Source organism: Paenibacillus zanthoxyli JH29 (genome assembly GCF_000520715.1).
GTDB lineage: Bacteria > Bacillota > Bacilli > Paenibacillales > Paenibacillaceae > Paenibacillus_AQ > Paenibacillus_AQ zanthoxyli.
Genome location: NZ_ASSD01000480.1, coordinates 1 through 9,195 on the forward strand (window position 1 = coordinate 1; position 9,195 = coordinate 9,195).

Here is a 9,195-nt window from a genome sequence, read left to right on the forward strand (position 1 = left end):
ATGAGCATGGTTTTGCCCTTCATCCACGGCTCGTCTAATAGCGCGAGCGGCGTCATCGTTGTCTTGCCCGCTCCGGGTTCCGCGATAAGGACGGCGGACGAGGAGTCCGCAAGTCTATTTTTAAGTTCAGGCATGATCTGCATAATGGGAAGTGTGCTCATTTGATCGCTCCGATACCAAGTTAAGAATGGATATTGTTCACCTAAGCTGGCAATTGCTTCATTAGTGAATTACAATGAAATATTGAGTAAGAAAGTCTTATATTTTATGAAAGACACGTTCAGTTATTGTAATCATGGGTGAAACGCCGGAAAAATTCAAGAGCGGTGCATAATGCTTCCTCTCCTCCGGCTTATGACAAACCGCCCGCTTTCGCAAGTCATATTTTTACGTTTCACAAGGAGGGTTCTCCCTTGTTCACTGATATTGTTCCGGCCGGCAGCGTTCGCGGCCGCTTCGCCCCCTCGCCATCCGGCGACATTCATATCGGCAACGCCCTGGCCGCTCTGATGGCTTGGCTGCAAATCCGCAGCCGGAACGGAAAACTAGTGCTCCGCATGGAGGATATTGACACGGCTCGCTGCCGTCCGGAATACGCCCGGCATATTATTGAAGATCTACGCTGGCTCGGTCTCGACTGGGACGAAGGGCCTGACGCGGGCGGTCCATATGGACCCTATGTCCAAAGCGAACGGCTGAAGCTGTACGAGGCTGCGCTGAACCGGTTAAGAGCCGATGGAAGATTGTATCCCTGCTACTGCAGCCGCCACGATATTCTGGCCGCTGCCGCCGCTCCTCACGGTCTTGCTTCGGAAGGCCCGGTGTACCCCGGAACTTGCCGCTACCTGTCTGCCGAGGAAGCTGAACAGCGCTCCTTAAGCAAGACGCCATCCCTTCGCTTCGCCGTGCCGCCCGGGGAGATTGCTTTTACCGACGGTGTGGCCGGAAACCGCCGGGCCAATGCCGCTGCTGGAGGGGACTTCATCGTGCGGCGAGCCGACGGCATCTTCTCGTACCAGCTTGCCGTCGTTGTAGATGATGCCCTGATGGGGATTACGGATGTGCTTCGGGGGGCCGATCTGCTCGATTCCACGCCCCGCCAGCTGATGCTCTACGAAGCGCTGGGCTGGAAGGCGCCGCGGTTTGCCCATGTCCCGCTCCTCATGGACCGGGACGGCCGCAGGTTGGCCAAGCGTCATGGGGGAATTACGCTTGCAGAGCTCCGTGAAGCCGGTGCGACGCCTCAGACCGTAACCGGCTGGCTTGCCTGGGCAGCCGGGCTGCTGCCCGAACCGCTCCCGGTCTCGCCGCATGACCTGATCCAATCCTTTCAATTGGAACGGATCTCCCGGGAAGACATTATCGTCACTCCGGACATGCTGGGCAGACTGCATCCGTCACTTGGGCGGCAGGAGACATAAGAAAAACCTATCGGAGTCTTTTCGAAGAAGTTGTCGAATCCTTCATTTGCGGTTGCTTTTCTTTAATCTAAAAAAAGATACCCTGCCGCTGCTAAAGCATGCGGCAAGGCATCCGGGTTCATACGGATTTATTCTTTATCCAATCTCATCCGGATTTGTTCCCCGTACTGCGCGAATGCGGCGCTTCCGTCCAGCCCGCGCTGCCGAAGAAGCTCCTCCAGACGCAGTTTCTTTTCCGTCAATCTGCGGCTAAGAGTACGCCTCTCTGCTCCGCTATCATGACAAGCGGCAAGCAGATTCTCAAGGGTTGCACATTCCGCCCGCAGCTGCAGCTCCTCGGGAAGAAGTCCGGCATTCTTCATAATTTTGAACGACATTCGCAGCTCCTCGGGCACCCCCGACAAGTCTTCCAGTTCCAGCGGCTTTCCATGGCCCGGCAAATTCCGGAATTCGCCTTTTCGCATCGCTTCTTCAATCCGCTGCTCAGCCAACCAAGACATTATGGCCATTTCCGCCGCCTCCTTTATCATGGTCCGGCGCTCTACGCGCCACGCTTTATTTTACCATAGATATGCGTTGTCCCGCTTCCTCTTAGCAGCCCGCTTCTAAGTCAGCAGCGACTCGGCGCCATCTATGACAATCTGCGCTCCGGTTATATGAGACGATTCATCCGACGCCAAAAAGCAGACCAGCTTTGCCACATCTTCCGGTTTGCCGGGGCCATCGGCCAGGGGCTGCTGTCCTTCCGGGAACTCCATCGGGATAATGATCGATTCCAGTTCCTCATTCGGCTCGGTGCTTTCATCAATATTGGTGGCAATGGCTCCCGGAGAAATAACGTTTACCCGGACTTTGAACTTCGCCAGCTCCAGAGCGGCCATTTTGGCAAAGGCCACCTGCCCGGCCTTCGTCGTGCTGTAAGGCGAAAAGCCGAAGCTTGCGAACCGCCTATTGCCGTTGATCGAGCTGGTGATAATAATGCTCCCTTTTCCTTTTTTCTTCATATGAGGAATGGTGTATTTCAAGGAAAGGAATGTCCCGGTAAGGTTCACCGACAGCGTGCGCTGCCAATCCTCAATACTCAATTCTTCAATGGGGCCGATGGACCCGTTAATGCCGGCATTGGCGAATACGATATCCAGCCCGCCGAAATGCTCGACCGTTCTCCGGACTGCATCTTCCATCCGAACGGGATCGGAGGTATCCACATCCATAGCAAGTGCGCAGCCTTCACGCATACGGTTCAGCTTATTCTCCACTACGGAGGTGCGGTCATTCACCAGATCGAATAGGGCAACATTGGCGCCTTCCCTAGCCATCTGAATGGCTGTGGCCCTGCCGATTCCCGAGCCCGCTCCGGTAATAATCGCTGTTCTTCCGGCAAAACGCTGTTTTGTTCCAGTATTGGGGCTCATAATCAGTCTCTCCTTCCATTTTCACGTCATAAGTGACTTTGTCTCAAGATTACCCAAAGGGTCTCCCTTTTTAACTAGATTCAGCAAAAAAAGATTCTTTCTCGAACCAAAATTCAGCAAATCTACCCCAATATTTTCTCCAAAAAAGGAGGTCTGCAATCCTTTACCCGCTAGAACATTTTCCGTACGCTGCCCGGTGAACACATGCCATTGTACAAAAACAGCCGCCCCCGGTTATACCGAAAGCGGCCAGAACTATGGTATCAAGCACCGCAATCCATGCGGCTCCAGCTTTATTACTTATCTAATAATTGCACATCCACCGTTACTTCCAGCTCGCCTGCAACCCCGCGATACACGCCTTTAACCGGCACAATATCTTTATAGTCGCGTCCATGCCCCAGCTTTACGTAACGCCAGTTTACTTCTACATTGTTGGTCGGATCAAAGCCAAGCCAGCCGGTACCCGGAATATGCGTCTCCACCCATGCATGGGAGGCCTGCTCGAAATCGGCGTTGCCGCCCTGAAGATCGCTCACATAGTGATAGCCGCTCACATATCTTGATGGAAGCCCGACGCTGCGGCAGACTGCGATCATCAGATGGGCATAGTCCTGGCAGACGCCGCGTTTGAGTTTCAGCGCTTTTTTGACCGTCGTGTTGACGCTGGTCGCCCCAGGATCATACGTAAACTGCTCATATATGGTAGAGGAGAGCTTCCGGGTCCATTCATATAAATCTTCCGCTTCGTCAAAAGGATGCTGGGAGGCAAATTCCATCAGCTCCGGGGTAACCTCCGTATAACGTGTGGGCAAAATATACTCGGTATACCGGTTCTGAAACTCCTCGTCCTTCATCCGTTTGATCTGCTCCGCAAGTGGCAGCTTCGGCAGATCTGCCCCTTGAGCCTTGTCCACCGTTACGACTGTTGCACGGGTATGAATGACCATCTCCGTATGCGGTTTATTAACAGAGTATGCGTGAACCCGGTTTCCGAAGAAATCTTCGTAAGTAAGGATGTTGGCCGGCGGAAAGATTTCCACCTCATGATGGAAGCAGGATTGCCTGTAATTGGTCCGCGGAGTCAGCCGGATCTCATTGACACTGTCCGTCACCGGCTCCGTATAAGTATACCGGGTCGTATGATTGATTTGAATTTTCATATCCTAACCCCTTCTTGGCGAAAAAAGGCCGTTTCCATCGTTCTTCCCAGCTTCAGGCAGGAAGACTTCAGCGACTCCAGCACCTGGTCCACCTGATCCCCGGCGATGTCTTCCTTCTCCATGTAATCAAGCTCGGCTCTAATCTTTCCTGCTTGGCGGATGACCCGTTCGTAGCCCTCGCCCCCATCCGCGAAATCAATTTCGATATTCGACAGATGGTATTCGAGTTCATGGGAAGCAAAACGGATAGAACGCGGAAATGCAGCATTCGTAATCAGAAACTCCAGTATGCATTCCGGGGATACCGCATCCGCAAAATATCTGCGGAACGCTTGATATCCGCTGACCGATTTCAATACGGCCTGAAGTTGGGTGTAAATAGAGGTGTCATCCTTATCCTGGCAGGATAAGATTACCGACTGCAGAATACGGACGGTGTTCTCCGCTCTTTCCAGGAATCGTCCGCTTTCAATAAACCGCCACTCATTGCCCCGCAGCATAACGGACTGCTCGGCGCCCAGGAATGTGGCCGTCCGTTCCTTGATCTGCTGATAGAACTGATGAGGGCTCTTCATAATATCCGCAACGGACCGTTCGCCGAGCCATAGGTTGAAGCTGTTGGCGATATCCCACAGCTCGCTCGGCAGCTGCTGGCGCAGAGTGCGCAAATTATTACGAGCCTGATGCACGCATGAGAACAGTGAATTTGCATTCCCGAGATCCAGTGTGATAAAGGATAGGACGTCCTGCTCCGAAAAGCTTTCAAATTGCTGCAAATATTCATTTCTAGCGCCGATCGCGTCGATCAGCCTGGACCATTTATGCCCTTCTTCCTGAAAGTCCTCCTCCTGCTGAATATGATAATGAACGTCGATCAGTCTTGCATGATTCTCCGCTCTTTCCATATAACGTCCGATCCAAAACAAAGCTTCCGCATTTCGATTCAGCATTTACCGTCACTCCCTCGTCCTAGATTGTTGCTCTCTTTTTGTTATTAAACCTGTTTAGGACATTACCCAGGTATCCTTAACACCGCCGCCTTGAGAGGAGTTTACTACCAGTGTGCCTTCCCTCATCGCCACGCGCGTCAATCCTCCCGGAATGACATGTGGCTTACGGTCCGCGCCCATTAGGACAAAAGCTCTCAAATCAATATGCCGCGGACTCATTTTACCTTCTGAAAGTATCGGCGCTCTTGACAGAGACATAATCGGCTGAGCTATGTAGCGATCCGGTTCGGCAAGAATTTTAAGGCGGAAATTATCCTGCTCCTCCTTGCTTGCCTCGCTTCCGATCAGCATACCGTATCCTCCGGACAACGAGGTTTCCTTGACAACCATTTCACCCAAATGATCCAGCACATACTTCCGGTCATCTGGTCTCGAAAGCAGATAAGTAGGAACGTTATTTAAAATCGGGTCTTCATTCAGATAATAGCGGATCATATCAGGCACATATACGTACATAGCCTTATCGTCGGCGACTCCGGTTCCCGGCGCATTGGCGATAGCCACATTGCCTGCTCTATAAGCATTCATAAGTCCCGGTACCCCAAGCAGTGAGTTCGGATCGAAGGCGAGCGGATCGATATAGTCGTCGTCAAGCCGACGGTACAGCACGTCTACCCGTTTAAGTCCATTCATTTCCCGTAAAAATAATTTGTGATCCTGAATGACCAAATCACGTCCTTCTACGAGGTGAACGCCCATTTGCTGTGCCAGGAAGGCATGCTCATAGTATGCGGAGTTGTACTGGCCCGGGGTCAGAAGCGCAATAACCGGATCTGACGTGCGTGAAGGTGAAAGGCTGCGCAGAACTGATAAAAAGCGGTTGATGCTGCGTTCCACATCCCGGATGGAGCTGGAAAAAGAGAGCTCAGGGAACAGCTGGTTCATCAGCGATCTTCCTTTAAACAGGTAGGAAAAACCGGAAGGTGTGCGCAGATTATCCTCCAGAATATAATAATTCCCGTCGTGATGCCGGATCAGATCGATTCCAGAAGTCGTAATGTAGGCTCCGCCGGGAACGCGAAGTCCTGTCATTTCCGGACGGAAATAACAGTTGGAGATAACCATCTTGCGAGGCACGATGCCGTCCTTAATAATATATTGTTCGTGGTAAATATCATGAACGAACAGATTAAGCGCCGTCACGCGCTGAATAATTCCTGCCTCAAGCTTCTCCCACTCATCCTTGGGGATAATCCTCGGAATCATATCGAAGGGGATTGTCCGTTCCATGGGTTGGTCTTGAGCCGGGTTGTACAGAGTAAAGGTAATGCCCTCCTCCATCATGCGCCGCTGCATTAAATGTTGTTTAACTTGCAGCTCTTCGGGACTCAGTCTGGCAAATGTGTGGTTGACATTCTTGTAATGAGGGCGGACGCTGCGTTCGCCAGCGAACATTTCGTCATAAAAATGGTGCAGCGGATACGGAGACAGACCGGGCAGTGGATCAAGTTTGGACATGAGCCCGACTCCTTTCAATAGATGTAATTTTTAGCAATAAATCATACTTTTAATTAAGACAGTATTCATAAAAATATTCAATCACAATTTCATAATACGTAAACTTGAATCCTCATGTCAACATATATAACAAGACTTTTGCTAGCCGACCATTTCGCCGGTCTGATGAAACCGTACTCTTTTTCGGGTCTGGAGATTCGCAAGGATGGATCATAGATAAATGTGATGTGGGATAAGCTGAAATAATCACTATTATGAATTTTTCATATGATGAAATAATATAATTGTTGGCGAACTTACAATGCTTTGACAATTTATGCGGCGTTTAGGTTAAAAGAATGTCGGGTTTCCTTACATTTAGTCTTAGCGGGTTTCCTTTACTGGCCAGACGCAAGAGAGCGCCGGCATCTGCCGGCGCTGCTGAATGTCTCTTATTAGAACGTTATTTCAATCTCCCGAAGTCTCTTCTTCCTTCTCGTCGATAATGATCCCGGCGAACAGAGCATGAACGAATTGTTCGGAATCGAACGGCTGCAGGTCCTCCATCTTCTCGCCAAGTCCAACCAGCTTTACCGGAATGTTCAACTCCTGGCGGATCGCCACGACGATGCCGCCTTTAGCCGTTCCGTCCAGCTTGGTGAGGACAAGGCCCGTCACGCCGCTCTTCTCACCGAACAGCTTAGCCTGAGCAAGCGCGTTCTGCCCGGTCGTTGCATCGAGCACCATCAGCACTTCATGCGGCGCGCCCGGAATCTCGCGCTGGATTACGCGGAATATTTTGTTCAGCTCTTCCATCAGATTGCTCTTGTTCTGCAACCGTCCCGCCGTGTCACAGATCAGCACATCAACGCCGCGCTGCTTGGCGGCCTGAACCGCATCATACATCACCGCAGCGGGATCGGAGCCCGCGCTCTGCTTGATCACATCCACACCGGCCCGCTGTCCCCATACCTCAAGCTGCTCGATGGCGCCCGCACGGAACGTATCGCCGGCGGCCAGCAGAACTTTTTTGCCCTCCTGCTTGTACCGGTGCGCCAGCTTGCCGATCGTTGTCGTCTTGCCGACGCCGTTGACGCCGACGAATAGAATGACCGTAATGCCGTCCGGATTCTGATTAAGACGGTTGTCATCGTCACTGCGCAGCAGCTCCATCAGCTTACGGGAGAGAATCGGCTGCAGCTCGGCAGCATCCTCGATGCGCTCCTTCTTCACCTCGGTGCGGAGTTCGTCAACCAGCGTCATGACCGTGTTCACGCCAACGTCGGCGCCGATCAGGATTTCCTCCAGCTCCTCGTAGAACTCCTCGTCGATTTTTTTGCGGCGGATAATCAGGTCGGATACTTTCTGGGCGAAGCCTTTGCGGGTCTTCTCCAGACCTTCCCGGAACTGCTTCGTTACGCTCTCCGTTTTGCCCGCAATACTTTCTCTTAATTTCTTGAAAAAGCTCACTCTTGTTCCTCCGTTCAGTTATTAATGGCAAGCCGCCAACTTAAGCGATCTCCGACTCTTCATCTTCCAGACGCACAGAAACCAGCTTGGAGACCCCGCCTTCTTCCATCGTTACTCCGTAGAGCACATCGGCCTCTTCCATCGTCCCTTTGCGGTGGGTCACCACGATGAACTGGGTCTGCTCCGAGAATTCGCGGAGGTACTGGGCAAACCTTACGACATTCGCCTCATCCAGCGCCGCCTCCACTTCATCCAGCACGCAGAACGGAACCGGCTTTACCTGCAGGATGGCGAACAGCAGCGCCATCGCCGTCAGCGCGCGCTCTCCCCCGGACAGCAGCTGCAGATTTTGCAGCTTCTTTCCCGGCGGCTGGGCGACGATATCAATGCCGGTATTCAGCAGGTTGTCCGGCTCCAGCAGCAGCAGATCGGCCCGGCCTCCGCCGAACAGCTTGGTAAAGACCGTGCCAAATTCTCTCCGAATGGCATCGAATGTCTGCTTGAACCGCTTGGACATCTCATCTTCCATTTCACGGATGACTTGATACAGCGTAGTCTTCGCTTCAACGAGATCATCCTTCTGCTCGCTGAGGAATGTATAGCGTTCATTCACCCGCTGGTATTCCTCAACGGCTCCCAGATTCACCTCGCCGAGCGCGGAAATGCTCCGTCTGAGCTTCTGTACTTCAGCCTGCGCCGCAGGGACATCCTCCGGGACAGGATAACGCTGTTTCGCCAGCTCGTAGCTCAGCTCATAATCGTCGCTCAGCTTGCGCAGGATGTTATCGAGCTCGACGTCGAGCCTGCCGACGGAAACCTCCGTCGCACGCAGCTGGTCGTCCACCGCTTTCAGCGCCTGCCGCTGCTCCTTCGTCTCGCCTTCCTCCAGCTCCAGCTTTCGGGTTAGGGACGTTCGTTCCGCGCGGGCGTAATCCAGCTTCTCCGCCGCTTCTTCTTTTTTCAGGCGGTAGGTGTTCAGATCTTCCTGCTGCTTGACGGCTTCTACGGCATTGGTCTTCAAATCCTGTTCAAACGTCATGAGCAGATTGCGGTTCTGACGCATCTCCTTGTCGTGCGAGCCGGCGTCGGCCTTCAGTCTTCGGAGCTGCTCCTCCTGCGAAAATATCTCCTGATCCAGCTTGCCTTCCGCAACCTTCATGCCGGTCAGCTTGCCCTGAAGCTCCTCCCTCTCGGACTCGCTCGCCTTGCGCCGCGATTCCGCATGACGGATCGCTTCATGGGCGGCTTGCTCCTCTTCCTCTAGACGAGCCAGTTCGGC

Annotated in this window: 7 protein-coding genes and 1 pseudogene; 1 reads left to right on the forward strand and 7 read right to left on the reverse strand. The window is 52.8% G+C overall.

Annotation, left to right across the window (positions count from 1 at the left end):
* Positions 1–413: 413 nt before the first annotated feature.
* Entirely contained in the window at positions 414–1,421 is a 1,008-nt protein-coding gene (gene gluQRS / locus L691_RS0118385) for a tRNA glutamyl-Q(34) synthetase GluQRS (protein WP_232229217.1), read from the forward strand.
* Between the two features lie 128 nt (positions 1,422–1,549).
* Here the strand turns inward: gluQRS and L691_RS0118390 are convergent, their stop codons facing one another.
* The 7 genes and pseudogenes from L691_RS0118390 to L691_RS0118420 form a co-directional block, all read right to left on the reverse strand.
* Positions 1,550–1,930, reverse strand: coding sequence for a DnaJ family domain-containing protein (locus L691_RS0118390; RefSeq protein WP_025691872.1), 381 nt, complete (start codon positions 1,928–1,930; stop codon positions 1,550–1,552).
* 96 nt (positions 1,931–2,026) lie between these two features.
* Positions 2,027–2,836, reverse strand: a complete 810-nt coding sequence (locus L691_RS0118395) for an SDR family oxidoreductase (protein ID WP_025691873.1) — start codon at positions 2,834–2,836, stop codon at positions 2,027–2,029.
* 296 nt (positions 2,837–3,132) lie between these two features.
* Complete coding sequence (locus tag L691_RS0118400; protein ID WP_025691874.1) at positions 3,133–3,999, reverse strand: transglutaminase family protein; 867 nt, start codon at positions 3,997–3,999, stop codon at positions 3,133–3,135.
* Positions 3,996–4,949 (reverse strand): alpha-E domain-containing protein, encoded by a 954-nt coding sequence (locus L691_RS0118405; RefSeq protein WP_025691875.1) that lies wholly within the window; start codon positions 4,947–4,949, stop codon positions 3,996–3,998. The genes L691_RS0118400 and L691_RS0118405 overlap by 4 nt, the downstream gene beginning before the upstream one ends.
* A gap of 54 nt (positions 4,950–5,003) precedes the next feature.
* A complete protein-coding gene (locus tag L691_RS0118410; RefSeq protein WP_025691876.1) occupies positions 5,004–6,467 on the reverse strand; it encodes a circularly permuted type 2 ATP-grasp protein in 1,464 nt (487 codons plus the stop codon).
* A 447-nt stretch (positions 6,468–6,914) separates the two neighbouring features.
* Positions 6,915–7,916, reverse strand: coding sequence for a signal recognition particle-docking protein FtsY (gene ftsY, locus L691_RS0118415; RefSeq protein ID WP_025691877.1), 1,002 nt, complete (start codon positions 7,914–7,916; stop codon positions 6,915–6,917).
* Between the two features lie 40 nt (positions 7,917–7,956).
* Positions 7,957–9,195 (reverse strand): annotated as a pseudogene (locus tag L691_RS0118420) (chromosome segregation protein SMC); the annotation flags it as partial.